The sequence below is a fragment of the Corallococcus sp. AB030 genome, from assembly GCF_003668965.1.
GTDB lineage: Bacteria > Myxococcota > Myxococcia > Myxococcales > Myxococcaceae > Corallococcus > Corallococcus exiguus.
In genome coordinates, this window is record NZ_RAWQ01000017.1 from 31,689 (window position 1) to 57,743 (window position 26,055).

Annotated in this window: 17 protein-coding genes; 10 read left to right on the top strand and 7 right to left on the bottom strand. The window is 71.5% G+C overall.

All coding sequences use genetic code 11. From position 1 onward, the window contains the following. Positions 1 to 38: 38 nt before the first annotated feature. A complete protein-coding gene (locus tag D7Y15_RS06600; protein WP_121752022.1) occupies positions 39 to 575 on the top strand; it encodes a metal-dependent hydrolase in 537 nt (178 codons plus the stop codon). A gap of 20 nt (positions 576 to 595) precedes the next feature. On the opposite strand, the gene D7Y15_RS06605 is transcribed toward D7Y15_RS06600, so the two are convergent. Continuing rightward, complete coding sequence (locus tag D7Y15_RS06605; protein ID WP_120579190.1) at positions 596 to 1,399, bottom strand: glutaminyl-peptide cyclotransferase; 804 nt, start codon at positions 1,397 to 1,399, stop codon at positions 596 to 598. A gap of 59 nt (positions 1,400 to 1,458) precedes the next feature. Further along, positions 1,459 to 1,920 carry a response regulator gene (locus D7Y15_RS06610; RefSeq protein WP_120579191.1) on the bottom strand — a complete coding sequence of 154 codons (462 nt, stop codon included), beginning with the start codon at positions 1,918 to 1,920 and terminating at the stop codon, positions 1,459 to 1,461. A gap of 440 nt (positions 1,921 to 2,360) precedes the next feature. Between D7Y15_RS06610 and D7Y15_RS06615 the strand changes: the two genes are divergently transcribed. Then, complete coding sequence (locus D7Y15_RS06615; protein WP_121752023.1) at positions 2,361 to 3,875, top strand: Do family serine endopeptidase; 1,515 nt, start codon at positions 2,361 to 2,363, stop codon at positions 3,873 to 3,875. Between the two features lie 51 nt (positions 3,876 to 3,926). Here D7Y15_RS06615 and D7Y15_RS06620 read toward each other — a convergent pair whose 3' ends face one another. Both D7Y15_RS06620 and D7Y15_RS46540 read right to left on the bottom strand, forming a co-directional pair. Continuing rightward, positions 3,927 to 4,679, bottom strand: a complete 753-nt coding sequence (locus D7Y15_RS06620) for an immunity 52 family protein (protein WP_172811328.1) — start codon at positions 4,677 to 4,679, stop codon at positions 3,927 to 3,929. Between the two features lie 12 nt (positions 4,680 to 4,691). Beyond that, positions 4,692 to 6,278 carry a Tox-REase-5 domain-containing protein gene (locus tag D7Y15_RS46540; protein WP_121752024.1) on the bottom strand — a complete coding sequence of 529 codons (1,587 nt, stop codon included), beginning with the start codon at positions 6,276 to 6,278 and terminating at the stop codon, positions 4,692 to 4,694. A gap of 355 nt (positions 6,279 to 6,633) precedes the next feature. On the opposite strand from D7Y15_RS46540, the gene D7Y15_RS06630 reads away from it, so the two are divergent. Then, the gene (locus D7Y15_RS06630) at positions 6,634 to 10,551 is read left to right on the top strand and encodes a serine/threonine-protein kinase PknK (RefSeq protein WP_199745891.1); all 3,918 of its coding nucleotides are present in this window, start codon (positions 6,634 to 6,636) and stop codon (positions 10,549 to 10,551) included. A gap of 15 nt (positions 10,552 to 10,566) precedes the next feature. Here D7Y15_RS06630 and D7Y15_RS06635 read toward each other — a convergent pair whose 3' ends face one another. Next, a complete protein-coding gene (locus D7Y15_RS06635) occupies positions 10,567 to 12,381 on the bottom strand; it encodes an OPT/YSL family transporter (RefSeq protein WP_121752025.1) in 1,815 nt (604 codons plus the stop codon). Beyond that, on the bottom strand, positions 12,378 to 14,642 hold the full coding sequence (locus tag D7Y15_RS06640) for a PAS domain S-box protein (protein ID WP_167547882.1): 2,265 nt from the start codon (positions 14,640 to 14,642) through the stop codon (positions 12,378 to 12,380). Before D7Y15_RS06640 ends, D7Y15_RS06635 begins: the two co-directional genes overlap by 4 nt. Before the next feature lie 262 nt (positions 14,643 to 14,904). Here D7Y15_RS06640 and D7Y15_RS06645 point away from each other — a divergent pair, with 262 nt between their 5' ends. The 3 genes from D7Y15_RS06645 (at position 14,905) to D7Y15_RS06655 (ending at position 18,812) form a co-directional block, all read left to right on the top strand. Next, on the top strand, positions 14,905 to 16,293 hold the full coding sequence (locus D7Y15_RS06645) for a serine/threonine-protein kinase (protein WP_120581173.1): 1,389 nt from the start codon (positions 14,905 to 14,907) through the stop codon (positions 16,291 to 16,293). Between the two features lie 344 nt (positions 16,294 to 16,637). Next, complete coding sequence (locus D7Y15_RS06650) at positions 16,638 to 17,513, top strand: hypothetical protein (protein WP_121752026.1); 876 nt, start codon at positions 16,638 to 16,640, stop codon at positions 17,511 to 17,513. Between the two features lie 315 nt (positions 17,514 to 17,828). Beyond that, on the top strand, positions 17,829 to 18,812 hold the full coding sequence (locus D7Y15_RS06655) for a sensor histidine kinase (protein ID WP_121752027.1): 984 nt from the start codon (positions 17,829 to 17,831) through the stop codon (positions 18,810 to 18,812). A 3-nt stretch (positions 18,813 to 18,815) separates the two neighbouring features. On the opposite strand, the gene D7Y15_RS06660 is transcribed toward D7Y15_RS06655, so the two are convergent. Then, positions 18,816 to 19,526, bottom strand: a complete 711-nt coding sequence (locus D7Y15_RS06660) for a TetR/AcrR family transcriptional regulator (protein WP_120581176.1) — start codon at positions 19,524 to 19,526, stop codon at positions 18,816 to 18,818. A gap of 143 nt (positions 19,527 to 19,669) precedes the next feature. Between D7Y15_RS06660 and D7Y15_RS06665 the strand changes: the two genes are divergently transcribed. The 4 genes from D7Y15_RS06665 to D7Y15_RS06680 all read left to right on the top strand — a co-directional run bounded on the left by D7Y15_RS06665 (position 19,670) and on the right by D7Y15_RS06680 (position 25,899). Continuing rightward, on the top strand, positions 19,670 to 20,512 hold the full coding sequence (locus D7Y15_RS06665; RefSeq protein ID WP_121752045.1) for a sterol desaturase family protein: 843 nt from the start codon (positions 19,670 to 19,672) through the stop codon (positions 20,510 to 20,512). A 128-nt stretch (positions 20,513 to 20,640) separates the two neighbouring features. Further along, positions 20,641 to 22,134 (top strand): FAD/NAD(P)-binding protein, encoded by a 1,494-nt coding sequence (locus D7Y15_RS06670; protein WP_121752046.1) that lies wholly within the window; start codon positions 20,641 to 20,643, stop codon positions 22,132 to 22,134. 131 nt (positions 22,135 to 22,265) lie between these two features. Continuing rightward, a complete protein-coding gene (locus D7Y15_RS06675; RefSeq protein ID WP_121752028.1) occupies positions 22,266 to 23,552 on the top strand; it encodes a hypothetical protein in 1,287 nt (428 codons plus the stop codon). 115 nt (positions 23,553 to 23,667) lie between these two features. Beyond that, on the top strand, positions 23,668 to 25,899 hold the full coding sequence (locus tag D7Y15_RS06680; RefSeq protein WP_121752029.1) for a hypothetical protein: 2,232 nt from the start codon (positions 23,668 to 23,670) through the stop codon (positions 25,897 to 25,899). The last annotated feature ends 156 nt before the right edge of the window (positions 25,900 to 26,055 follow it).

Consider the following 26,055-nt stretch of genomic DNA (forward strand, 5'->3'; position numbering starts at 1 on the left):
CGCCGTGGCCCCGGCATGCCGTACGCTAGTGCACACCCATGAATCCCATCGTCCACGCCGAATTGTCCTGGCTCCTCTCGCAAGGCCTGCGCGAACGGCGTGACCGCATCCTGGTCACCTGCGCGGGACTCGCGCCGGACCTGGATGGTTTGTCATTGCTGGCGGGTGAAGAGCTTTATTCGCGTTATCACCACGTGATTTTTCATGGCTACGTGGGAGCGCTCGTCACCATGGCGGTGTGTACGGCGCTGGCGCGGCAAAGAGCAGCGGTGGCCCTGCTGTCGGTGGCTGCGTTCCACGGTCATCTGCTGTGCGACCTCGCCGGCAGCGGGCCGGACTGGCCCATCCACTACCTGTGGCCCACGAGCATGGAGCCGTGGTCATGGTCCGGGCAGTGGAACCTGGGCTCCTGGCAGAACACGCTCATTGGACTGGCCGCGACGCTGGCGTGCCTGGCGTGTGCCCTGCCCTTCCGGCGGACCGCGCTGGAATTGCTGTCACCGCGCTGGGACGCGGAGGTGGTCCGGACCGTGCGGCGGCGCTTTTCCAGACAGGGTGAGTCCCCCTCCGCCTGAAGCGGGAGGACTGGAATGCGCTACGGCGTGGCGGCGGGCCCCACCAGCGTCACTTCGAAGAGGTCGGGCCACAGCTTGCCGGTGAGGAACAGGCGGCCGGTGCCGGGCTCCAGCGCGATGCCGTTGAGCACCGCCTCGTAGCTGCGCACCCGGCCTCGCACCGCCTGCGCCAGCGCCGATGCGTCGATGACCGCCAGCACGCGGCCCGTGGCGTAATCAATCTTCAGGATGTTGTTGGAATGCCAGACGTTGGCGTAGACGCCGTCCTCCGCGCACTCCAGTTCGTTGAGCATCTCCTGCGGCACACCCTGCAACGTCACCTGCACCTGGGACTTCACGTGGAAGTCCTTCGGGTCGTGGAAGCGCAGCGTGGACGTGCCGTCGCTGCGCACCAGTTGGCCCTGCCAGTAGCACAGGCCCCAGCCCTCGCCGTCGTACTCCACCTGCTTCTCCTGCGCGGGCGGCGCGCCGTTCCACACGAAGAGCGTCTCGTCCTGCCAGGTGAGCTGGTACAGCCGCTGTCCGTCGCTCGCGAGCCCCTCTGGGAACACGTCCGGCAGGGGCTGCTTCCACAGGGGCGCCGCCTGCTCCAGCGAGATGCGGCGCAGGTCGCCCTTCTCACCGGTGCTCTCGTAGAGCTGGCCCTGGTGGAACTGGAGCCCCTGCGTGAACGCCGTGGGGTCGTGCGGGTAGGTGTGGACGATGTGCGCCACCAGCCTCTGGGGCTTGACCTCCGGAGTGCCCGCGTCCGGCGTCTGGCGCTGCGTGGGCGCGCATGCCAGGCACAGGAGCGACAACGAGAGGGACCAGGGGAGGCGGCGCATGGGCTTCCTTGCGACAGGCATTGCCGCGCCACCTTAGCGCGCCATCACCCGGGGTGGCGTCACTCGCGTGTCACCGCGAGGGCCACCTCCACCGCGCCTCGCAGTTCGTCCATGTCGAACGGCTTGTTGAGCACACAGGCAGCCCCCAGGCGCAGGGCCTCGCGGTGCAGGTGCACGTCGCCGAAGGCGGTGATGAGGATGACCGGCGTGTTCCACTGCTCGCGCCGCAGCCGGGCGAGCACCTCCAGGCCCGTGAAGCCCGGCATGCGCACGTCCGTGATGATGAGGTCGGGCGCGCGCGACTCCTCCGCCGTCAGCCCTTCAATGAGGACGCGCACCAGGTCCGGCCCGTCCGACGCCTCCACCACGTCATAACCGCGCCGCACCAGCATCTTGCGGATGAGCGTGCGCATCTCCGTCTGATCATCCGCGACCAGGATGCGAGGAGGCCTCGCGGGCTCCGAGTGGGGGTCTTCCCAGGCCGCGCCGCGCGCGACTCCTTCTGATTGCTCGTGCACCATGGGCGTGAACTCCTGGAGGGGTTGAAGGTGCCGCGGCGGCGACGCTCGCGGGGGGACCTTTCGCTCCATGAGCATCCGCCGTGCCATGTCTGGCGGGAGCCGCGGGGGCGGGGTCTGGGGCACGCCGCCCCCGGGCGAAATGCCCCGGTTGGGGCACTTTGCCCCGCGCCCTGGGGCCTTCTGGGGCCCGGTTCCCCTCTGAAGGGGGGTTCTGGAGGGGTTGGCCCACGGACTGCAATGGAGTCCCGGCGTCGGACCGGATGCGGGGCTTCCTCCAAGAGCTCCCTTCAGGCAGCTGGGCCACCGGTGGCTCCCGGTGTCGCTGGTGGAACGGGACCGCTGCCTCCTTCCCAGGGTGCCCACCGCATCCGGTTCGACTCTTTCTTTCCCATCTCCGACCGGAAGGCCCTCTTCCGGCCGCCACTCAAGGAGAACGCACGATGGTCCGCACGCTTCCGTCCCGCCGCCACCTTGCCCGCACGCTCACGCTGATGCCCCTGGTCGCCCTGGGGGCCTGCAAGCCGGCCGCGGACGTGGCTCCCCCCGCCCGACCCACGCTGTCGTTGAAGACAGCCACCACGCCCTCGGGCGCGAAGGTGGAGCCGGCGGTCTATTCACCCACGCCCGGGTCTCCCGGCGCGCTCATGTCGCTGGCGCCGCTCGTGGACACCGTGAAGGGCGCGGTGGTGAACGTGGAGGTGCAGGCGCGCGCCCGCCCCGCGATGGGGGGGATGATGCAGGGCCTGCCCCCCGGCCTCGCCGAGCGCTTCGGAATGCAGGGCAGACAGAATCCCTTTGGCGAGGGCGGCGCGCCCTCGAAGCAGGGGCTGGGGTCGGGCTTCGTCATCGACCCGTCCGGCCTGGTGCTCACGAACAACCACGTGGTGGAGGGCGCGGACACCGTCCGGGTGAAGCTGGAGGACGGGCGCTCGTTCGAGGCGGAGGTGCTGGGCCGCGACGCGCTCACGGACGTGGCGCTCATCCAGTTGAAGGGCGTGTCCGGGAACCTGCCGTTCGTGAAGCTGGGGGATTCGGATGGTCTGCGCGTGGGCGATCCGGTGATGGCCATTGGCAATCCGTTCGGGCTCGCGTCGAGCGTGAGCGCGGGCATCCTGTCCGCCCGGGCGCGCGACATCCACGCGGGTCCATATGACGACTTCCTGCAGACGGACGCGGCCATCAACCCCGGCAACTCCGGCGGCCCGCTCTTCAACATGAAGGGCGAGGTGGTGGGCATGAACACGGCCATCATCGGCGGCGCGACGGGCATTGGCTTCGCGGTGCCGGCGAACCTCATCCAGGCGCTCCTGCCGCAGCTCCAGGAGACGGGCGTGGTGCGCCGGGGCTGGGTGGGCCTGGCGGTGCAGGACCTCACGCCGGAGCTGGCGCGCGCGCTGCGCGTGGACGCGGCGAAGGGCGCGGTGGTGGCCGGCGTCAGCGCGGGCGGCCCCGGTGCGAAGGCGGGCCTGCGCGAGGAGGACATCATCACGTCCGTGGGCGAGCGCGCGGTGGACTCCGCCGGATCGCTGACGCGCGCGGTGGCGCTGCTCAAGCCGGGCAGCGAGGTGAAGGTGAGCCTGGTGCGCGGCGGCAAGGCGATGGAGGTGCCGGTGAAGCTGGGCACCCGGCCGACTCAGCGGGGTGAGGAGGAGATGACGCCTCGGGATTCGACGCCCGCGCCCCTGTCGAAGCGGATGGGCCTGAGGCTGTCGGAGGCGCAGGACGGCAGCGGCGGCGCGCAGGTGGTGGCGGTGGAGTCCGGCAGCCCCGCGGAGCGCGCGGGCCTGGCGCCCGGGATGGTGCTGACGCAGGTGGGTGACCAGAAGGTGTCTGGCGTCGCGGAGGCGGCACAGGCCCTGACGTCCGCGGAGCCTGGGGCCGCGCTGCTGTTGCGTGCGCGGGTACCTGGACAGGATGGGTCGCTGCTGCGTGCGATTGAGGTGCCGCAGCGGTAGGACTGTTGTTGGCGCGCTCCGCCAGCCAGGGTGGAGCGCGCCGTTTTTCTTTCAGCGGGTCTTGATGAGCCCGGCCCGGGTGAGCAACTCGCGCACGCGATTGGCCAGGGCCACGTGCTCCGGGTTGGCCACCGTGAAGCGTTCCGGGGTCAGGAGGATGAGCGTGCCCTTGTCCTCCACCGGTTCGATTCGCACGGGCGCGGGCAGTGGGGGCACGGTGCCTCGCTGCTTGGAGAAGTAGGTCACCCAGCCGACCCATGCGTTGGTCCTGTTGTCCGGATCATCCAGATCCCGATGATCTCTGGACATGGCCGCGATCCAGTCCGGCTCCCACGCGACCACCATTCCGCGCATCACGGCCTCCAGCACGGAGGGGGTCAACACCCGCTCCGCGGTCGGTCCGTCGAATGGGAGGGACAAGATGCAGTTGTTGGGACTGGGGGCATCGAAGGCTCCGCATTTGATGCTCAGGCGTGCGTCATCGGAGGCGGCACCTCCGTTGAGGAAGCCGACGCGGAGGCCCAGTTCCTCGATAACGGGTCCTCGGCCCTCACGGTTGACGCCCCGCCGGAACAAGTCCGTGAGCACTGACACGTCGGGCGGCATCAATGACAGCTTCTGCGTGCCCTTACGGGAACGGATGGACTTGTACCAGTGGGCCAGGAGCGGATCGCATGCTGCCAGGAGCTCCAGGAAGACCGCCGCACGACGCGCGCACGCTTCTGGCGACTCCCGACGTGCCCCCCAGTAGGCACCCACAAAGAAGCTATCCGGGTAGGCCTGGGGCTTGGACTCGGTGGTCAAGGGGTCCTCTGATCAGCGTGCCGGAGTGTGAACGACTTCGATTCCGTCCATACCATCACCCTTGAGAAGGCTCCGGATGGCATCCGCCGCTTTCTTCTCCGCGACATGCCACTCGATGCGGACTCCCATGTTCCGCGTCTTTCTCCACTGCCGCTCCGCTTGGTCCCGGAGCTGCCTGGCCCCCGTTTCCTCGAACCAGCCCTTTGGCGCCAGGCTTTCCTGGAACTTGTTCGCGTAGCCGGGTCCCTTGGCCTCCCGTAGCACTCCGTCCCGGAAGCCGTCGAACTTCACGCCGCCGCTGTTCCTTCCCACTCCACCGACCCAGTAGGCCTCGTCCGCTGAGTGCCCGGAGATCTGCTCCTGGTAGCGCCGGGCCCGCGCGGACATCGACTCCTCGGCTGGCCCCCACTTTCCTGGCTCGGCTGGAGCCGGTGTCGCGTTGGCCTTCTGGAGGACGATGGCCGCCCCGGGTCCTCCACTCAGCACCGCCGCCGCGCGTCCCACGGGCACCGCGACGCGCTCGACACTGAGCAGTCCCTCCGCGGACACCGCGAGCACGGGCACGGTGGCCTCCACTCCCGCCGCTGCTCGCGTCAACGTGCGCGTCGTCACCGAGGCCGTGCCCCACAGTGTGATGACGTTCGTGGTCAGCCGCGCGGCTTCGCGGATCTGCTCGCCCTCCGTCATGTACCGGAAGCGCTCCCAATACTCGGGCGATGACGCGATGAGCGCCGCCACGCCCTGCGGGAGATGGCGCAGACTCGCGAAGCTGTCCGTGGGATGGGACAGCAACTGCCCCATGCCGTGGTACAGCTCCACGAACGCGTCCTCCGCGCCATCCAGGGAGCGACTGAGGACATCCGCGTCGTCGTACACCTCCGCGAGCGGGCGCCAATCCGCCGCACGCAGCTGCGCATCGACTCCGCGGAAGACACCGCCCTTGCCGCTGTAGAAGCGCCCCAGCTCGAAGTTGCCCGCGCGGAAGGTCCCGTCCTTCCACTGCACGGTCCCCACCTTCTGCTGCGTGCGCCCATCGAGCGCCCAGGCCAGGTACCCGTCCGGCCGCAGCACCGCCACCTGCTCCCGGACGAAGCGCTCCACCCGGCGCACCAACTCCTCGCGCGACACCGCGCCGCCTTCCAGCACCTCGCGCAGCACGAAGCCCGCCGCCATGCGCGGCGGATACGTGCCTGGCGTCACCGGCCTCCCCATCAGCCGGTTCAGCACCTCCGCCGCGTCCTCGGGCGTGAAGGGATTGCGACGGACCGGCGGCTCCTCCAGCCCGGCGCGCAGCAAGAGCTTCTCGAACGCGTCCACCTCCAGCAGGCCCAGCTCCACCGCCTGCCGCGTCCGTTCCTCCGCGCTCCCGATGAGCACCGTTCCCGGAGGCACGCGCACCGGAGCCTCATCCCCCACCGTGCCGCCCGCGCCCTCGGACGCCGCGCCCCCATGCAACGGTGCCGGCGATGCGCTGTGGTAGCGCGCGTAGCCGTGCAGCCCCACCGGCAACGAACCGGCACGTCCCCCCGCGCAGCCCACCAGCCCCGCGATGAGCACCAGGCACAGCCACTCGCGCCTCGGCGACTGAATCCCTTTCATGCCTGTTCCTCCTGTTGAACAGGGCTAGCAGGGACTCCTGACATCGTTGCGCGATGCGGTGTGAATTGACGCAGCCGGTGCGCGGTCGACCCTCTGACTTGCTGGCTGCCCCGGATGTCCGGTGTCGCGTGGTTCACAGGATGTGACGCCTGGAAGCCCTCCGGCCTTCTGACGGATGCTTCACGTGTCCGTCGAATGACCGACCCTGGTGGTTCGGAAATCACGGCGGCGCTGGCATAGAGTGGCGCTCGTGCCGCGCTGCCTCACATGCGGGCGGCGTTGGGAGGGCTCTCATGCGCCATGCCCGCCCGGCGTCTCGCCTCCCATCGCTCCGCCATCCGATGCCTCGCTCGTCGTGCCCGACGTCCCGGGCTACCGCTGCGAGAAGGTCATCGCGCGCGGTGGCTTCGGCGTGCTGCTGGCCGCGCACAAGCGCTCCGCCGACGGCACCGAGGGTGAATGCATCGCGCTGAAGCTGGCGCGGCCCGGCATCGCGCTCGCGGAGGCGCAGCTGGCCCGCGAGGCGGAGGCCCTGCGCGTCATCGGTCCTCCCACCGTGCCCGCGCTCCATGCCGTGGGCACGCTGCCCGGTGGACAGCGCTTCGTCGACATGGAGTACGTGCCCCTGCCCACGCTGGCGGACTGGCTGGCCCGGGTGTCCGGGCCCATGTCGCCGCAGGAGTTCGGGCCTCGCGCCAACGCGCTCCTGGAGGCGGTGGCCGTCGTGCACGCGCACGGACTGGTGCACTGCGACCTCAAGCCCGAGCACGTCTTCCTGGACGACGCCCACAAGCGCGCCCGCGTCTTCGACTTCGGACTGGTGCAGCGTCCGACCCCCGGCGTGCTCGCGGACGACGGCACTCCCGGCGACACGTCCTCCTTCGCCGGCACCGCCGAATACATGGCGCCCGAACAGTGCGCCGGCCACGCGGTCCTGGACGCGCGCACGGACGTGTACGCGCTGGGCGCCATCCTCTACGAGCTCATCGCGGGCCGTCCGCCCTTCTTCGGCTCGCTCACGGAGGTGCTCCAGGCGCACCTGTCGCTGCGGCCTCCGCCTCCTTCGGAGTACGCCCCGGTGGCGCCACCCGTGGAGGAGGTCGTGCTGCGCTGCCTGGCCAAGGAGCCCGCGCGCCGTCCCCGCGACGCCGCCGCCGTGGCCCAGGCCCTGCGCGCGGCGCTGGACCACGCGGGCCAGTCCGCCGTGCAGCCCGCGCCCCGGCTCACCCTGCTGCCCGAGGTGCGCCCCGCCCAGACGCGCCGCTCGGTGGCGGTGCTGTTCACCTTCTCGCGCGCCAACCCCGTGGCGATGCAGAAGGCCCTGACCGCCTACGGAGGCCACATGGCCTTCGCGGAGGGCGAGCGCTTCGCGGGCGTCTTCGACCCCGACGTGGGAGAGAACCCCGTGCGCCGCGCGCTGCGGGCCGCCGAAGGACTGGCCGAGCGGGGACTCGCCCCGGTGTCCATCGTCGACGTGGCCAACGTCACCGTGCAGCGCCGCCGCGACGGCGCTCCCCGCTACCTGGGCGCCATCTTCGCGCGCGAGGAGCGCTACCCCCACCTCGTGGAGCTGCGCGGGCCCCTGCTCTCCCCCGCCGCCGCGGAGGCCGTGCCGGAGGTGCCGTGCCTGCCGGTGGCGGGACGGTCCGGGCTGATGCGCCCCGCGCCCTCGGGCGCCGCGCCCCGGCCGGACGCCACCGTGCTGCAGCTGGGCAGCGCGATGCTGGTGGGCCGCGACGTGGAGCTGGAGCAGCTCCTGGAGAGCGCCCGGTCCGCGGTGACGGACGCGGCGCCCACCATCGTCACCGTGCGCGGCGACCGGGGCCACGGCAAGAGCCACCTGTCCTCCACGCTGGGCCTGCGCCTGAGGGCCGCGCTGCCGCACGCGCGCGTCCACTCCCTGCGCGCGCGTGAGCCCGTGCAGGGCGACCCTGAAGGCACGCTGCGCACGCTCTTGCGCGTGGCGCTGCACGGCTTCGACCGCGACGACACCGACACGCAGGAGGACGGCCGCACCGCCATCCTCGACCGGCTGGGCACCCGGCTGGGCATGGAGCTGTGGCCGGGCGTGGCCGCGACGCTCGGGTGGTACGCGCCGGGCGGGCCAGAGCTGCACAGCTGGGCCGCGGCCCCGGGCGCGCTGCGCTCGCTGGCCATGCGCGCTACGGGCGAGCTGCTGGCGGCGCACGCCCGCGAACGGCCCCTGTGCCTCATCGTGGACGACGCGCACTTCGCGGAGGAGACGGCGCTGGACGCGCTGGAGTACGCGGCGCTCGCGGAGACGCGCGTGCCGCTGTGGATCTGCGTGCTGGTGCGCCCGGGCTTCGAGCAGAGCCGTCCAGCGTGGAGCGCCCGCGCCGCGCGCCAGTTGGACCTGCCCCTGTCCGGCCTGGCCCCGGGCGACGCGCATGCCCTGTGCCGCGCGCTGCTCAAGCCGGTGGAGAACGTGCCGGCGCAGGCGGTGGAGCGCATCATCGATCGCGCGCAGCGCGTGCCCCTGTTCCTGGTGGAGCTGGTGCGCGGCCTCAAGCGTCAGGGGCTGGTGCGTCAGCGCGCGCCGGGCGGAAACTGGTACCTCGTCACGGATGAACTGGACCGCCTGCCGGAGCTGCGGCTGGTGGAGTGGCTGGCGGACCGCGAACTGGGCGCGCTGCCTCCGGCGCTCGCCGCGCATGCCCGGCTGTGCGCGCTGCTGGGCGCGACCTTCACCGGCACGGCGGCGGACGGCGTGGTGCGCGAGCTGGAGCGCGACGGAGCGGCTTCCCAGTTCCCGCTGGACACGGGGCATGCGACGCGGCGGCTCCTGGACCTGGGGCTGCTGGTGGAGCACCGCTCGGAGGGGCTGAGCTTCCGCAACGAGCTGGTGCGCGAGGCCGTGGTCGCGGGCCTGCCCGCGGAGGAGAAGGCGCGCATCCACCACGCCGCGTACCGCCACTACCTGAGCCCGGCGGGCGCGCAGGAGCGCCAGCGGCTGGCCCGGCTCGCGCTGCACGCCGCGTCGGGGGGCCTGCGCGACGAGGCGGCGGCGCTGACCATCGACATCGCGGAGTCCGCGCGCGGCCGTCACGCGTACCTGGACGCGGAGGCCATGTACACGCGCGCCCTGGAGCTCATCGAGCCCGAGGACGAGCTGCGCAGGCTCACGGCGCTGCGGGGCCGGGGCCTGATGCGCTACCGCATCGGCCGGTACGAGGACTCGCTCACGGACTTCGCCATCGCGCGCGAGCGGGCGCGGAGCGTGGGGGATGCGCGCGCGGAGGTGGAGCTGCTGCTCGACGAGGCGGTGGCGCTCGACTGGGTGAACGACTACGCGCGCAGCGAGGCGCGGGTCCAGGAAGCCAAGCAGCTGACGGAGACGGTGACGTCGCCCTACGTGCAGGCGCGGCTCCTGCTGGCGCTCGGCCGCACGCAGTTCCGCAAGGGCGAATGGATGGACTCGCTCATGACCCTGGAGGCCGCGGCGGAGCGGGCGCGGAAGCTGGGCGACGCGGGCTACGAAACGCTGGTGGTTTCACTGCTCCTGCTGGTGGCCATCCTGCCGAGCCTGGGCGACATCGACGCCGCGGAGCGCGTGCTGGACGAGCTCATCTGCGCGTGCACGGAGCGCGGAGACCGCTTCCACCTGGGCTCGGCCATCAACAACCGCCGCAACCTGCGAGTGGCTCGGCGCGACCTGACGAACGCGCTGAAGGACCAGGAGCGCTTCATGCAGCTGGGGCGCGAGCTGGGCGTGGTGGGCTGGGAGTACTTCGCCGAGTACAACCTGGGCGAGCTGTACTACCAGGCGGGCGACGTGGAGGCCGCGGCCCCGCACATCGCGCGGGCCATCGTGCTGGAGCGCCGGCATCCGGAGGTGGCGCACCGTCCCTGGGCGCTGCTGCTCCAGGCGCGGGCCATGGCGTGGACGGACAGGCACGACCGGGCGCGCGACCTGCTGGAGCAGGTGCGGCAGGCGATGGCGACCAACCGGCACGGCGTGAACCTCAGCCCGTCGGAGGAGGTGCTCTTCTCCATGGTGGAGCTGGCCTCGAAGGACGCGACCGTGGAGGAGTGGCACGCGCTGCGCGAGCGCTCCGCCCAGGCCTCCGTGGAGCAGGAGCCGCTGGAGGTCCTGGAGATGATGGGCCTCGCGGCCTGGCGCCGGGGCGACTTCGCGGAGGCGATGCTCGCGCTCGGAGAAGCGCTGGCCCGCGCGGCGCACATGCCGAACCTGATGGAGGACCGCATCCGCCGCTCGCTGGAGCGGGTGCGGGACCTCACGCCCGCGGCGTAGCGACGACTCCTGTCGCTACGCCAACCGCGAGAGCACCGTCGTCGCCGCGACGAGGAGTCCCATCAGCGATTCCCCCACCAGCGCTCCGGCGCCCAACGAGGAGACGTGCGCGTCCGTCGTCTTCGGCCACTTCCGCGCGAGCATCACCATCCCCGCGCCCAGGCACAGCGTCACCGCGAAGTAGGCGGGAGTGATGAAGCCGATACCCATCGCCACCGGCGACGGCAACCACCGCGAAACCCGGCTCCTCGCGGCCAGCGTCGACAGCGCCCCCACCGTGAAGCCCACCAGCGCGGCCCAGCCCGCGTAGGGCGGCAGGCCCGCCAGACCTCGCACGGATACCTCCGCCACCGCCCGGAACTGCGCCGCCGCGGGCACCGGCAACACCGCCGTCCCCAGCCCGTACGTGTCCACCAGCAGCAGATAGGCAGGCACCGCCACCACCGCGCCCACCGTCACGCCCACCAGCTGCGCGGCGAGCTGCCGGGAGGCCGACGCCCCCAGCAGGTGCCCCGCCTTCAACGACCACAAGCTCACGCCCGTCTGCGCCGCCGCGCCCGCCACCACCGAACCCGCCGCCACGTTGGACGACAACTCTCCGGGCCGCACCCCGCCAAAGATGACCTGCGTGAGGTTCCCCACCTGGCCCACGGGCGACACGTCCGTCTGCCCCGCGCCTCGCGCACACACCGCGCACAGCGGCACCAGCAGCGCGAGCACCAGCAGCATCGACGGGACTCCCAGCCCGAAGAGCAGCCCGCCCATCACCACCGCCAGCACGCATGCCACCGCCGCCACGCCCAGGCTCCACCGGGGCAGCCCTCCCCGACTCACGCCCACCGAACGCAGGTCCTTCACCGCGCCCAGGAAGTCCCTCGCCTGCGCCGCCAGCGACACCACCGCCCCGCCCACCATCAACCCCACGCCGGGCCATATCAGCCACGAGGACAGCGGTTCGTACCCCGAGCCCGCCACCAGGCCCGCGTCCAGGAGCCGCGACGCGAGCACGCCCCACGCCAGCCCCGACCCCAGCAGCATGCTCAACGCCAGCTGTGGGCCCGTCATCATCCCCACCGCCAGCAGCATGGGGCTCAGGCCCACGCCCCACGTCAGCGACTCCAGCGAGACGCCGCCCACGCGGCCCGGCAGCGCCACCATTCCCGGCAGCCAGCCGCGCGCATCGCGCATCCACGTGAGCGCCATCGCCACCACCCCGGCGCCCACCAGCGTCCGGCCCCGTCCCGGCCGCGTGCCTTGCGCTTCGGACGGCGTGGCCGCGTGCAGCGTGGAGATGAGCTCCGCGGTGGCGATGCCCGTGGGGAACGGCAGGGCCTCCTGCTCCAGCAGGCGCCGCCGCAACAAGCCCGCCACCAGCACGCCCACCACGCCCAGGACCAGACCCCAGACCGTGATGCCCCAGCCCGGCACACCCGTGCCCAGCAGGGCCAGCGCCGGAATCGCGGCCAGCAGCCCCGCCGACGCGGGCATCGCGCCCACCGCCGCCGCGGCCGTCTGCGTGAGGTTGTTCTCCAGCGGCGTGTAGGGCACGCCCCGCTTGCGCCCATAAGGCGCCAGGGCACTGAACCCCAGCACCGCCGCCGCGATGGAGCCCGAGTCCCACAGGCCCGTCTTCAATCCCATGTAGAGGTTGGTGACGGCCAGCAGCGCGCCAATGAGCAGGCCCATCCCCAACGACCGGGCCGTCCACTCCCGGCCCTCGGAGACCTCCGCCCCCGCGAACCCCCTCCCCACTGGCGCCACGGGCCCAGGGGCCTCCGGCCCCGCCGCGACCTCTGGAGGAGCGGCGGGTTGCCCGGAGGAAGCGCTCATCGAGACGCCTCCGCCGAGCGGCCGACCAGTTCGCGCAGCTGCGCCAGGTCCAGCGGCTTGCTCAGCTTGAGGTTCGGCACGTCCCGCAGGAACGACGTCGTGCGCGGGGTGAAGGCTCCACCCGTCATGAACACCATGCGCCCCGCCTGCTCCGGCACCGAGCGCCCCAGCTCGAAGTACAGGTCCATGCCCGTCATCCCGGGCATCATCACGTCGCAGAGGATGAGGTCGAAGCGGCCGCCCTCGTTCACCAGCCGCAGCGCCGCCTGCGCGCTGTTCGCCGTGGACACCTCGTGCTCCGAGGCCAGCGAGCGCTGCAGCGCCACCGTCACGTTGGGCTCGTCATCCACCACCAGGATGCGCGCCCGAGCCCCCGCCGGCGCCGTCGCCGACAGCCGCGGGTAGAGGTCCACTTCGTGCGCCGCCGAGCGCAGCACCACGCGGAAGATACTGCCCTGCCCCGGCGTGCTCTCCGCGTGGATGGAGCCGCCCATGGACTCCACGATGCCGTGGCAGATGGACAGCCCCAGCCCCGTGCCCACGCCCACTGCCTTCGTGGTGAAGAACGGATCGAAGATGCGCCCCAGCACCTCCGGCGTCATGCCCACGCCGGTGTCGCGAACCTCCACCACCACCTTGCCCGTCTCGCCCGGGCGGATGATGGCGCGAATCTCGTGCTCGGTGACGGAGGATGGATGCTCCGGAATCGCCTGCGCCGCGTTGAGCAGCAGGTTCAAGAACACCTGGCACAGCCGCGCCTCGCTCGCCTCCACCGCGGGGACGGGTTCGAATTCCGTCACGAGCCGCGCGCGGTGGCGGATGACGTTGTCCGCCATCTTGCACGCCAGCTCCACCGAGCGGCGCACGTCCACCGGCATGGGGCGCGACTCCTGCTCGCCGCGCGCGAAGACCTTCAGGTCCCGCACGATGGTCGCGATGCGCTCCGCGCCCTCCGTCGTCTCGCGCACCAGCTGCTGGATGGAGGCCACCGGCTCGGACGGGGCGCCTTGAGCCTCCAGCTTGTCCAGCCCCTCGCGGATGAGGTGCAGGTTCACCAGCATGTACGCCAGCGGGTTGTTGATTTCGTGCGCCACGCCCGCGCCCAGCGTGCCCACGCTGGCCAACCGGTCCGCCACCACCAGGCGCGCCTGGAGCTGCCGGCGCTCGCTCAGGTCGCGGTGCACCATGATGTTCGCGATGATGCGCCCTTCCGCGTCGCGCAGCGGCACCACCACGGACTCGCAGACGCACGCCATGCCGTCCGCGCGCTTGAACTCCATCTCCCCGCTCCAGCGCCCGTGCACCTCCAGCGCGGTGAGGACGGCGCCCGTCAGCCGGTCCGGCTCACCGGGGTGCAGCACGCTGAAGAGCGTCTGTCCCATGGCCTCCTTGCGGCTGCGGCCGAACATCCGCTCCGCGCTGGTGTTCCAGTCGATGACCCCGCCCGCCAGGTCCGTGATGACGACGCCGTCGGAGATGCTCTCGAAGATGAGCGCCTGGCGGTGCAGCTCCTGCTCCGCCTGCTTGCGCGCGGTGATGTCCATCACCGTGCCCGTCACCCGCGCGGGCTGCCCCGACGCGTCCAGCAGCACGTCGCCCTTGCACGAAATCCAGCGGTAGCCGCTGCCCGCGGGCTCGATGCGGTACTCCACGTCCACCTGCGAGCGCTGCTGCAGCGCCGTGGCCAGCCCCGCGCGAAGCCTGGGCAGGTCCGCCGGGTGCACCACCTCCTCCAGGTCCATGGCGCGGCCGGACAGCTTGCCCACGGCCAGGCCCAGGAGCCGGTCCACGTGCTCGCTCCAGGTCACCTGCCCCGTCTTCGCGTTCCAGTCCCAGATGCCCACGCGCGCGGCGGACAGCGCCTGCCTGAGCTGCTCCTCGCGCTGCTCCAGCACCTCGCGCCGGGAGAAGCGGAACACCGTCACCGTGCCCACCTGGAGCCGGTCGCCCTCCTGCAGCTCCGCGGTGGACACCGGCAGGCCGTTGAGGAACGTGCCGTTGGTGGACTCCAGGTCCGTGACGAGGCACGAACCGTCCGACTTGCGCTGGATGCGCGCGTGCTTGCGCGACACCCCGTGGTCGTCGATGCGCACCTCCGCTTCCGACCCGCGCCCGATGACGTGCTCGCCCGGCTCCAACCGGTACGCCTTGCCGATGGCCGCCGGCGTCGTGGTGCTGATGAGGATGAGGCACGCCCCGGTCGAGGACGGGGCCGTCACCGACTGGCCCGCACAGGTCGTGAGCTCGTCCACCAACGTCATCATGTATGCAAGCCCCCTGACGTCCCCCTGCGCTCGGGCTGGCAGTGTCCTCGCCGCCTGTCGTGCATGACGCCGCGCTCCGTTTGGGCCCGAAGTCCTGGCCCGGACCGCAACCATACCCCAACGGCTTCCAATGAACGTCCCCACCCCCTTCAGGACAGGGACCCTGACTCCTGGTGAACGGCCAGGCAGGCAAGCAGGGCAGCCAACCCGGCACGGGCACTCGCGACCCACCCCGTGGATGGTAGGGTGCGGGGTATTCATGGCGGTGGATTCAGAGAGCACCTTCCGCATCCAGGCACGCGCGAACGCGAATACCTCGGACAAGGGGCACGACACACCCAGCCGTGCCGAGCGCGGGCCGGGCACCCTGGCGGGTGAATACGTCCTCAAGTCCATGCTGGCGGCCGGCGGCCACGGCAGCGTCTACGAGGCGGAGCACCGCATCCTGGGGCGGCACGCGGCGGTGAAGGTGCTGCACTCGCACCTGGCGGACCAGGGCGAGATGCTCCAGCGCTTCGTGCGCGAGGCGCGCGTCGTCAATCAGATCCACCACCCGAACATCGTGGACGTCTACGACTTCGGGCTGATGCCGGACGGCAGCCCCTACTACGTGATGGAGCTGCTCTCCGGGCGCACGCTGAGCCAGGTGGTGCAGGAGCGCGGGCGGCTGTCCGCGTCCCGCGCGCTGGCGTACCTGGAGCCCGTCTGCGGCGCGCTGGAGGCGGCGCACCGCGCGGGCGTCGTGCACCGGGACTTGAAGTCCAGCAACATCCTCGTCGTGGAGGAGGGGGAGAAGCCCCGGCTGAAGCTGTTGGACTTCGGCATCGCGAAGCTCATCCAGCAGGAGCCCGGGCAGGAGGGGCTCACCACCGCGGGACAGCGCCTGGGCACCGCGCACGCGATGGCGCCCGAGCAGTTCCGCGGCGGCACCATCGGGCCGCCCACGGACGTGTACGCGCTGGGCGTGCTCCTGTATCAGCTGCTCACCGGCCGCTACCCCTTCCAGTCCGATGATCGTCTGGAGCTGGAGCGCATGCACCTGGAGGCCCCGCCTCCGCGCCCCAGCGTGAAGGCCCCGGTGTCCCCCGCCGTGGACGCGGTGGTGCTCCGGTGCCTGGACAAGGACGCCACCCGCCGCTACCCCAGCGTGAACGCCTTCCTCACCGCGCTGCGCGAAGCCACGGAAGAGCCCAATCAGGTGGAGAGCCAGACGCGGCTCGTGCTGGCCGTGAACGCGGAGGTGGTGCTCCCCGCCACGGACATGGACGACGACACCACCTACGCCGCGCTCGCCCACGTCATGGACACACTGGAGCAGGGCCTGCGCGCGGAGCACTTCATCCTGGCGCTCCAGACGGGCACCGCGCTCCTGGGCGTGCGGCCCGTGGCCGCCGGCATCACTCCCGCGCTCGCCCTTCGACCCCTGAGAGAACTGCAAGCCGAGGCGCAGCGTCTGGCCGAAGCCGTCCACGCCCGCGTCCACCTCTGCCTCCACCATGGTGAGGCGGAGACACGCGGCGACTCCGGCGAGGCCGAGGTGGTAGGCGGCCCGGTCACGCATGTGGCAACCTGGAACGTAAGGGACCCCGGTGGCTTCGCCATCACCCGTCCCGCGTCCCAGTACCTCGAAGAGACTCCTCCGCAGTAGGCCGTCCCCGCACTCCTCCTCCCCCGCGGCACCCCGCTTGAGCCGTGTGGTCCCATGCCTTTCACCGGCACACGTCCGCCCCCGTGAGAATTGGACCCACACCATAATTTTTTGACGAAACCGTATTTATTTTAGATCCTGAATCCGTCACGATTCCCCTGTCTGACAGTTTCAGCACCTTTCTAGGTGAAAGCCTGGACTGCCTGACATTCTGGAAGCCGGTCCTCCGACTTCCCTCGAGCGGGAGCCCCTACATGCGCCTCACCCCTGCTTTTCGGCCTGGAAGTGGATGCAGCGAGTGGTGGAACCGAGTTGCCTCACGCCAACCCCTGAAGGCGGTGTTGATGACGGGGGCGCTGTTCGCCCTCGTGGGTTGCGGTGGCGCGATGCCGGAGGACGCGGCGTGGGAGGCCGATCCAGCATCGGTGGATCAGGCGCTGCAGGTGGACAACGGGCTGACCGTCAACGGCTTGACGGTCAACGGGCTCACCGTCAACGGGCTCACCGTCAACGGGCTCACCGTCAACGGGCTGAACACCGAGAGCTTCAACGCGTGGTTCAGCCAGAACACGGACACTGCGCCGATGCTGATGGCGTACATCGTGAAGTGCTCGGTGCCCGAGGGGCAGACGCGCACCTTCCAGTCCACGACCACCGGGGCGAAGTACACGTGGCAGGGCAGCCTGGGCCTGGCGCCGGGTTGGGCCACGGGCAAGGCCGCGACGGTGACGGAGCAGCAGGCGGTGAGCGCGTGCCTGGCGGCGCACGCGAACAAGTACGGCCTGCACATCGCGCTGTCCGTGCTGGGCCGCACGGCGGAGGGCGCGGCGATTCCCTACTCCGCCGAGGAGCTGTCGCAGTTCAGCGCGAAGGAGGCGTGCTTCTTCGGCAACCTCTTCACCAACGAGGGCCTGTTCGCCGCGAGGGATCGCGACTTCAGCTCGGCGGAGAGCTCCACGCGGGCTTGCGGCCTGACGCTGAAGGCGGACTCCTGCGCGCCCATCACCAACATTGGCAGCTGCGCGCAGTTCTGCACCAAGGGTGACCCGAGCCAGCCCTATTACACGCAGTGTACGTACAACGGGAAGACGTACCCGGCCATCACCACGCGCGTGAAGCCCACGGAGCTGTTCCGCTGCGGTGACGGCGTGTGCCAGTTCACCGAGCGCGCGGGTTCCGGCAACACGGCGGACAGCTGCCGCGCGGACTGCGGCGCCTGAAGCGGACGCACCCGTTGAACCGGCGGTGAGCAGCGCACTGGCATGAACGGCCTCGTCCCCACCCCGGCCGCGTGTCCAGATGCCTTCGGGCGTGCGGTGAGTTCCTCCCGCGCGCCCGAATCCCCCAGTGGAAAATGACAGTCGGGACGTGAAACCAAAGCGGTGTCCGCTCGACGTCATCACGTACTCGCGCGCACCTTGCCGGGCACGGGGCGGCGGTGTTGGATGGACGTCCACAGGCCGTTCCCGAGAGCAGGGACCCCCGCCACGAGGAACGGTGACGGCCGCGGATGGACGTGGGTGGAGCGGGCCGCGATGACGTTACGAGCAAAGGTCGGGCGGTTGACGGCGATGACGCGCCGGCGGGGCACACTCCGCCAGGCCTTCGAGCGCCTGGGCCCCGGTTCCAACACCCGGTGCACCGAGGAGACGCCCTGCGCGGACAACCGGCTCTTGGAGGAGACGGTGCGCGAGCGCACCGCGGCGCTGGAGGCCGCCAACGCGAAGCTGTCCAGCAGCCTGGAGCAGCTGCACGCGACGCAGACCCAGCTGCTCTTCGCGGACCGGCTCATCGCGCTGGGGCGCATCGCGGCGGGCGTGGGCCATGAAATCAACAACCCGCTGGCCTTCATCCTGAGCAACCTGGAGTACATCCACCAGGAGCTGCAGCAGAAGGAGCGCCTGTCGGAGCAGGACCGGCAGGAGATATTGGAAGCGCTGGCGGAGACGCGCGACGGCGCGGAGCGCATCCGGCTCATCGTGCGCGACCTGCAGACGCTGTCGCGCGCGGAGGACGTGGGCAGCGGGCCCGCGGAGCTGGCCGCGGTGGTGCGCACGGCGGCGAAGATGGCCATGCACGAGTTGCGGCACCGCGCGCGGCTGGTGGTGGAGTGCGACGGCGTGCCGCCGGTGCAGGGCAACGGCTCGCGGTTGGGGCAGGTGTTCCTCAACCTGCTGCTCAACGCGGCGCAGTCCATCTCCCCGGGGAACGCGGAGGGCAACGAGGTGCGCGTGGTGGCGCGTCCCGGAGAGCCCGGCCACGTGCTGGTGGAGGTGCGCGACACCGGCTGCGGCATCGAGCCCGAGCACCGCGAGCGCATCTTCGACCCCTTCTTCACCACCAAGCCGCTGGGCGTGGGCACGGGGCTGGGGCTCGCGGTGTGCCATGGCATCGTCACCTCGCTGGGCGGCACGCTCACGATGGAGAGCGCGCCCGGCCGGGGCAGCGTCTTCCGCGTGACCCTGCCGGTGGCGGGCGCCTTCGTGCAGCCGCAGCGCCCGCAGGCCGACTGGACCTGAGCTTCAGCCTCCGCCGGGCGGCTTCATCCCGAGAGCCCCCTGGAGCATCCCCCCGAGCACCTCGCGGAACCTCGCGTCCGACGCCGCGTCCGCCGGACGCCCCATCACGGGCAGCAGCGCCTCCCGCGCGAGCAGGAACCACTGCGACGCGCACAGCGCCACGAGCAGCGTCATGTCCACCGTGTCGCGCGAGGGCGGTGGCGTGCCCTGCGCCTCCGCCACGCGGCCCGACTGGAACTCCAGCGCGTCCGCCAACAGCCGCAGGCCCTGCGCGCGCACGAGCGGCATGTGCTCGGCGCGGCCGGTGAGCAGCGCCCACGCCATCAGCCGGCTGTGCTGTCCCTGCTGGACCACGGTGAAGAAGCGCTCGAGCAGCGCGCCGGCGCTGGGAGGCGCGTCCGCCGCGAGCAGGTGCTCCCGGAAGGACGCGGCCAGCAATTCGTTGCGGCGCAGGAGCACCTCGCGCACCAGGGCCTCGTAGGTGCCGAAGTAGTGCGTGACGAGCGCGTGGCTCACCCCCGCCGCCTTCGCCACCGCCTGCAGCCCCACCTTGTCCGGCCCCTGCTCCACGAGCAGCGGCTCGGCGGCCTGGAGGATGGCGTCTCGCGCCTCCTCCGGGGTGCGCCGCTTCCGGGGCGCGGCGGGCTTCGCGGGGCGACGGGGAGCGGAGGTGCGCCGGGCCGGAGCCCGGCCCTGGGGACGCTTGGATGCCATCGCGGCGCATCCTAGCCCCCCGCTTCGTCGTTCAACGCACCCATCACTATTGTCAGGTTTGACAATAACCACGGACGGGAATTATCCATGGGGTGTCCGGGCATGACTGGCCCGGGGGTGTGCTGGCCTTCGCGAGGTCCGTGATGCATGCGCTGCTGCCTGAGAATCCTTCGCTGCCGGTGCTGTTCCTGCTGGTCCTGCTCATCTCGGGGACGCTCAAGCTGCTGACGGTGGTGGGTGGCTGGGGGGTGTGGCGCACGCGGCTGGCGGAGCGCTTCCGGGTGTACCGGCGGGAGCTGGCGAAGGGGCAGCTGCGCAGCGAGGCGCTGGCGGCGGTGGGCGTGGTGGTGACGGACGCGGTGCTCATCGGGACGTTCCGGTACTTCAGCGGCCCCCTGATGGCGCCGTTCAGCCTGTCCACGGCGCTGTGGTCGTACGCGTGGATGTTCGTGGGCTTCGAGGTGTGGTTCTACGTGACGCACCGGCTGCTGCACCTGCCGCGCTTCTACCGCTTCCACGCGCAGCACCACGTGGCGCAGGTGACGGAGCCGCTCACCGCGCTGTCGTTCTCCGTGGTGGAGCGGGTGGTGCTGATGGGCGGCGGGCTGGGCCTGCACTTCGCGGCCATGCACGTGTTCCCGGGCACGCAGGTGGGAATCCTGGCCTACATGCTGACCAACTACGTCCTCAACGCGTTCGGGCACGGCAACACGGAGTGGCTGCCGAAGCGCTTCGTGACGTCCTGGGTGGGCCGCGTCTTCTTCACCCCCACGTTCCACGCGCTGCACCACGCGCGCTACCAGGGGCACTACGGCCTGTACACCGTGGTGCTGGACCGGTGGCTGGGCACCGCGTTCGCCGACTATCCGCGAGTGCATGCGCGCGCCCGCGATGGCGAGGGACTGACGCGCATCGGGGAGCGGCTGGCGGTCGCGCCCCCTGCCCCGTCCCTCCCCGCGCGGCCCGAGGCGCACCAGGCGGTTTGAGGTCCGCCGGGCCCCGCCGTCACAGGGTGGGCCTGGAAGGCCAGGGGCCGTGGGCCTACGGACAATCCGAGCGGGTGGCGACGCTCGGGAGGGATGGCATCCGGGGGGGCCGGACCTACAATCGCGCGGTGAACTCCCGGCAGGACGTGATCATCATCGGCGCGGGCGCCAGCGGAACGCTGCTCGCGGCCTGTCTCTTGCGGGGCGCCCGTTCGCCCCTGCGCGTGGCCCTCGTGGAGCGGGGGGAGCGCCTGGGCCGGGGGGTCGCGTACTCCACCACCAGCGCGCGTCACCTGCTCAACGTCCCGGCCGGCCGCATGAGCGCCTGGGTCGACGACCCGGAGCACTTCCTTCGCTGGCTTCGCGTGGAGGCCCCGGACACGCCGCCATCCGCGTTCGCCGAGCGCCGCCGCTACGGCCAGTATCTGGAGTTCGTGCTGAAGGACACCGCCGCGAAGGCCGCGCCGGGCGTCCAGTTGGAGACGCCGCGCGACGAGGTGACCGCGGTGGAGGACACGGCGGACGGCGTGAAGGTGACGCTCGCGAGCGGCCAGAGCCTGGAGGCGAAGGGCGCGGTGCTGGCGCTGGGCAACGCGATGCCCGCGGACCTGCGCGTGCCGGACGGCGGGCTGTACGCGAGCGCGCGCTACCACCGCTCGCCGTGGGTGCCCGGCGCGCTGGAGGGCATCGGCTCCGGTGAGTCGGTGCTGCTCATTGGCACGGCGCTCACCATGGTGGACACGGTGCTGTCGCTGGGCGAGCGCGATCACCAGGGCCCGGTGCACGCGCTGTCGCGCCATGGCCTGCTGCCGCACCCGCACCGCGCGCATGGCGCGAAGACGCCCGCGGCGGCGGAGCCCCTGCGCATCCGTGAGCTGTTGCGCTCGGTGCGCCGGGAGATGGACCGCTGTCGCGACGCGGAGACCGCCACGCAGGCCGCGTCCCCTTCCGCGGAGGGCGTGGTGCCGTTCAGCACGCTGCGCATCCGCGACGTGCTGCGCACGATGCGCCAGGAGGTCGACGCGCAGGCGGCGGCGGGCGCGGACTGGCGCGCGGCGGTGGACTCGCTGCGGCCGGTGACGACGCCGTTGTGGCAGCGACTGTCGGAGCAGGAGCGGCGGCGGTTCCTGCGCCACCTGCGGGCGTACTGGGAGGTGCACCGCCACCGCATGGCGCCGGAGATCCACGACGTGATGGACGCGTGGCGGCGCGAGGGGCGGCTGACGCTCCACTCGGGCCGAGTGCTCCGCTTCGAGTTGGAGCCGGACGCGGTGGCGGTCGACCTGCGTCCCCGGGGCGAGCGCGAGCCCCAGGTGCTGCGCGTGCAGCACGTCATCAACTGCACCGGCCCCGAGTCGAACCCGGCCTCGCGCGGCCAGCCCGTCCTGCGCGGCCTGCTGGAGGCGGGACAGGCTCGCGCGGACTCGCTGGGCATGGGGCTGGCGACGGCGCCCGACGGCGAGGTGCTGGACGCACGTGGACAGCCCTCCGCCCACCTCTTCACGCTGGGCCCGACGCGGCGGGGGGACCTGTGGGAAACCACAGCCGTACCTGAAATCCGTTCGCAGGCCCGCGACCTGGCGGAGCTCCTGCTTCGCCGGTTGAGCACGCCTGCCCGGTAGAGGACCTGACAGGCTCCATGACCTGGAGGTGAGGCTCCTGCTCGCCAGGCAACGTCGCCCTCGGTGGGTGGCTGTTGGGGGCCTGGCGTTTCGTGCGACATTCCAGGTCCCCCTCCTGGAGTCCGTTCCCGATGGCCTTGAAGCGCCCCCTCCCCGCCCTCATGGGAGGCGTGTCCCTGTCCGTCCTCGTGAGCCTCGGGGCGCTGGCGCACCAGCACCTGCGCACCGACGCGCTGGAGGAGCGGCTCCTGCGCGAGGTGAACACGCTGACGCACGCGGAGCACCCGCGTCCGGCGCACATCACCGCCACGCGGCCCGGCACCTTCGGGGACGCGATGGTTCCGCTCCTGCCCGCGCTGCTCCAGCAGGCCCGCGCGACCCCTGCCCCCACCGCGGCGGAGGCAGCGACCCTGGGGGCCGTGATGGAAGGACGCGCTCCGGTGACGGACCTTCCCGCTTCCCGCCGTGAAGCCCTGGAGCAGGGCCTGCCGCTGATGCGGCGGGTGCTCGCCGCCACCCACGCGGAGTCCGGCGGCCTTCCGGAGGACCTGCGTCCCCTGTCCGGTCCGGAGGTGTCGCGGCGGGACGCGCTGATCCACGCGCTTCGCCACGTGGTGGAGGACGCGGCGTTGGAGACGCGGCGGCTCGTGTCGCGGGGTGAAGCGGATCCCGCGGTGGACACGTGCCTGGACGCGCTCGCGCTGAGCCGGGAGCTGGCCCTGGGCGGCGGGCTCGTGGGACAGCGGCTGTCCGCGGCCGGCTATGCGCGCACGTGGCGGGCCTGCGCGGACGCGCTCGACGCGGCATCCCTGTCCCGCAAGCGTCAGGCCATCTCGCAGCTCACCCGGCTGCATGAGGGCTTCCCGCCGGTGTCCCTGATGCTGCACGAGGAGGCCGTCGCCGCGCAGCTCCACGCCTTCCGCGACCTGCTCTCCGACGACACCCGCGCCGAGCTGCCGCCCACGTGGTTCGACGCCCCCGAGCAGCCCGGGGCCTTGTCGCGCCGTCTCCAGTGGCGTCAGTGGGTGGAGGACGCGGACGACCTCCTCGCCGTGGCGGATCAACCGGCAGAGGAGCGCCGCCGTTCGCTGGCGGCCCTGGAGACCCGGAAGGCCGGGGAGTACTTCCGCCAGGAGGAGGCCCCGTCGGTGCGCCTGTCTCCCGAGGACGTGGAAGCATTGGAGCTGCGCACGCTGCGCTCCGAGGCCCTCATCGCCCTGGCGGAGGTGGACGTGGCCCGCGCGGAGAAGGGCCAGTGGCCGCGCGCGCTCCCCACGCGGACGACGTCGCTGGTGCTGGAGCCCGTGGATGAAACCCAGGTCAGCATCCGCTCCTGCATCCCGGGGCTGATGCCCGACCCGCTGGTCGTGAAGGCGGACGGTACGCCCGCGCTCCAGCAGGTCCACGACGTGCCTTGAGCCGGTGACGGCGACTCCCTGGTGGGTCGCTCGCGCCCGCTTCACGTCCGGCCTCCCACGTGGGACCGACCATGTAGGATGCGGCCTTTCCGTGGACGTCGGGGAGGGAGCCGTCATGTCGTGGAAGCTCGCGCTGCTGGACGAAGTGTCGAAGGTGCTGCCGGATGCGCCCCTCAAGGGCTCGGACATCCGCGTGGAATTGCCGACCGCCAGCTATGCGCTGCCCGCTACAGCGGTGCTGGGCTCCCTGACGTTCGCGTTCGACGTGTCCGCGCGCGGCTTCGTCGAAGGCTATGACGCCCCGGCGGACGTGGACGCGGCGGGCGTGGTGGGCGAGGCCCCCGGCGACGCGACGACGCAGCTGGCACCGGCGCTCGTCTACGGCGGTGATCAGGCGTGGCTCAAGTACGGCGTGGAGGCGCGCGTGAAGGCGGACGTCGGCTTCCCGCTGCCCTACGTGGCGCTCGCGGCCAACGGCGACGTGCGGGTGCTGCTCGCGGACTACCACCGGCACACGCAGGACACGAACGCGCGCGCCGCGCTGAAGAAGAACGCGCCGGAGCTGCGGCTGCCCCTGCTCACGTCGTCGCTGGACAAGCTGGGCGTGGGTGACGCCATCGCGTTCCAGGCGCGCGGCGAGCTGTCCGTCACCGCGACGCTGGACTGGACGGACGTCTACACGTCCAACCTCCAGACGCTGACAAAGCTCTTGTCCGCCAGCACCATGATGGCCTTCGAGGCCAAGGCGGGCGCCACCGTGTCCGCCAAGGTGAAGGTGGTGGACGACTACGCCGTCGTCTTCTCCCGCCCCGCGGCTGGACAGGTGCGCGTGCAGGTGAAGAAGGTGGTGGCGCGCGAGGCGGGCGTGACGGCCAGCCTGCACGTGGAGGCGAGCCTCACCGACCCGGCCGCCGTCGTCTCCCAGGTGGAGCACGTGCTCGAAGGGCTCCTGTCGGTGCCGCTGTCCGAGTTCGACTCCCTGATGACGAAGCTGGAAGCGCACACCCTGTCCGCGAACGAGACCAAGGTCCTGCGCATCATCCTGGACCGGCTGGGCTTCGGGGAGCTGGAGGCCAACACCACGGCGCTGCGAACGCAGTGGGAGAAGCTCCGCACGGACGTGCGCGGGCGCGTCCAGGCGCTGGCCGAGTCCAAGTTCGAAGCGGGCTTCCGCTACGAGTACCTGCGCCTGCGCGAGCAGACCACGCTCCTGTCCACCGTGTGCACCGACGCCCAGGCCCGCGCGCTGCACCCGCTGCTGGTGTCCGGACGGATGGACAGCGCGATGCAGCGCATGCAGGCCGAAGGCATGGCGCTGGAGCAGTGCCTGCTGAAGGAGGTCAACAAGGAGTCCAAGGCCTGGGGCTTCTCCCTGAAGCTGGGCAAGTGGGCGCTGGGCGGCAGCGACGTGCACGAGCTCACCCAGGTGGTGCAGCGCAACAGCCTGGAGAAGGAGTCGCCCCAGCGCGTCTCGTTCCTGGGCGTGCGCAGCTACAAGGGCACGCTGCTCACGCCGTACATGCGCTGGACCGCGGACTTCAAGGCGGACATGGCGGAGTTCCGCAAGTCGCCCACCGTCGCGGACTTCGACCTGGGCCTGTACCTGCTGCTGGCCCGTGACGCTCGCAAGCTGTCGGACGACGACCTGCGCCAGGCCGTGGACGAGGCCATCATCTGGGGCGCGCTGGATGACGCCGAGGAGGAGGAGGTCCTCAAGCGCATCCGCGACGCTTCCGGCGGCAAGGAGATTGAAACGCGGGTGGAGCTGAAGCTGGACAACCGGACGCTGCGCGACGTCATCACCCACGCGGCGGATCCGGACGCACACTCCGCCTTCGCTCGCGCGCTGGCCCGGGCCCTGCCCTGGTACGGCGTGCCGTGCCGCGACCGGCCCACCGTGCGCGAGTCTGTCTACGCGCCCCTGTGGAAGGAGTACCTGGAGCAGAACTGGTCCGCCGCCGTGGCCGCGAACATGGCTGGCGCGACCCTGAAGAAGAATCCGCTGGTCGGGCACTTCGCGTACATCGAAGGGCTGCTGGGCAACGGCATGCTGACGCTCGCGGAGGTCATCCAGAAGAACCCCGGCACCGTGTCCAAGTGGCACGAGCTGCGCGCGGGCCTGCTGGACCTGCGCAACAGCGAGCAGCGCTCGCCTGCCGTCTTCAAGGGCGCGTTCAAGGCGCTGTCCCAGTCGTGGGCGCAGTCCTTCCACCTGAAGGCCACGGGCGCGTTCTTCCTGGAGCTGGCGTCGCGCGGCGGCAACGGCCTGGCCACCGTGGAGCGCACCTTCACCGTGACGGTGCCGGCGACGGGCGCGAGCATCGTCTTCTCCAAGTCGCGGGCCTGACGGGCGCACGCGTCCTTCGTCCGCTTCCGCACGCTCTCCGGGCGTGCGGAGGGGACTTGCGGCCGGACGGGGGGCGCGAAGGTGACGCGGCGCATTGCCGCGCCTCGGGGGCATCACTACATCCAGCTCCTCACGCAGCACGCCCCGCGAAGAGGA